General features: G+C 64.5%; 1 protein-coding gene. It reads right to left on the bottom strand.

The genetic code is table 11. The features are described 5' to 3' along the window. Nucleotides 1–82: 82 nt before the first annotated feature. On the bottom strand, nt 83–1,195 hold the full coding sequence (leuB, locus tag CQ12_RS24055; protein WP_057837784.1) for a 3-isopropylmalate dehydrogenase: 1,113 nt from the start codon (nt 1,193–1,195) through the stop codon (nt 83–85). Nucleotides 1,196–1,227: the final 32 nt, after the last annotated feature.

The raw sequence follows: 1,227 nt of genomic DNA, 5'->3' as shown, positions 1-1,227 counted from the left end.
CCCCCCCCCCATCCACGTTTTTGGAGCCGCCCGAAGGAAAGGCGTGGATGCCCGGGACAAGCCCGGGCATGACGAGTAGCGCTTAAGCGTGCAGCTTCTGCAGCTCCTTCAGGATCGCCTCACCCATCTGCGTGGTTGAAGCCGCCGTCGTCCCTTCCGACTTGATGTCAGCGGTGCGCAGCCCGCTCGCGAGCACCGCGGCGATTGCCGCGTCGACCTTGTCGGCCAGATCGCCCATGTCGAAGGAATAGCGCAGCGCCATCCCGAACGAGGAGATCATCGCGATCGGATTGGCAAGGCCCTTGCCCGCGATGTCAGGCGCGGAGCCGTGCACCGGCTCGAACAGCGAGCGGCGCTTCCTGGTCTTGGCGTCGACTTCGCCGAGCGAAGCCGACGGCAGCATGCCGAGCGATCCCGTCAGCATCGCCGCGATATCCGAGAGCATGTCGCCGAACAGATTGTCGGTTACGATGACGTCGAACTGCTTCGGCGCCTTCACCAGCATCATGCCGCCGGAATCGGCGAGCTGGTGCTCCAGCGTGACGTCCTTGTATTCGCGCGCATGGACCTGCGTCATCACCTCGTTCCAGAGCACGCCCGACTTCATGACGTTGCGCTTTTCCATCGAGGTCACCTTGTTGCGGCGCTTGCGCGCCAGATCGAAGGCGACGCGGCCGATGCGCTCGATCTCATAGGTGTCGTAGACCTGGGTATCGATGGCGCGCTTCTGGCCGTTGCCGAGATCGGTGATCGTCTTCGGCTCGCCGAAATAGACGCCGCCGGTCAGCTCGCGCACGATCATGATGTCGAGGCCTTCGACCGCCTCGCGCTTCAGGCTGGAAGCCTCCGCCAGCGCCGGATAGCACACCGCAGGGCGCAGGTTGGCGAACAGGCCGAGATCCTTGCGCAACCGCAACAGGCCGGCTTCGGGCCGCACCTCGTAGGGCACGCTGTCCCACTTCGGACCGCCGACCGCGCCGAAGATAATGGCGTCTGCGGCCTTGGCCTTGTCCATGTCGCCTTCCGAAATCGACACCTTGTGCGCGTCATAGGCGGAGCCGCCGACCAGCCCCTGCTCGGTCTCGAATTTCGCGATGCCTTGCGCGTTGATCCAGTCGATCAGGCGCTGCACCTCCCCCATCACTTCGGGGCCGATACCGTCGCCGGGGAGAAGCAGCAGTTTATGGGTCGCCATGGGTCCATCACCTTGTCCAACTCGTCATGCCC

Source organism: Bradyrhizobium jicamae (genome assembly GCF_001440395.1).
Classification (GTDB): Bacteria; Pseudomonadota; Alphaproteobacteria; order Rhizobiales; family Xanthobacteraceae; genus Bradyrhizobium; species Bradyrhizobium jicamae.
Note: the sequence above shows the minus strand (reverse complement) of the source record. Positions and strands in the feature narration are given on the sequence as shown.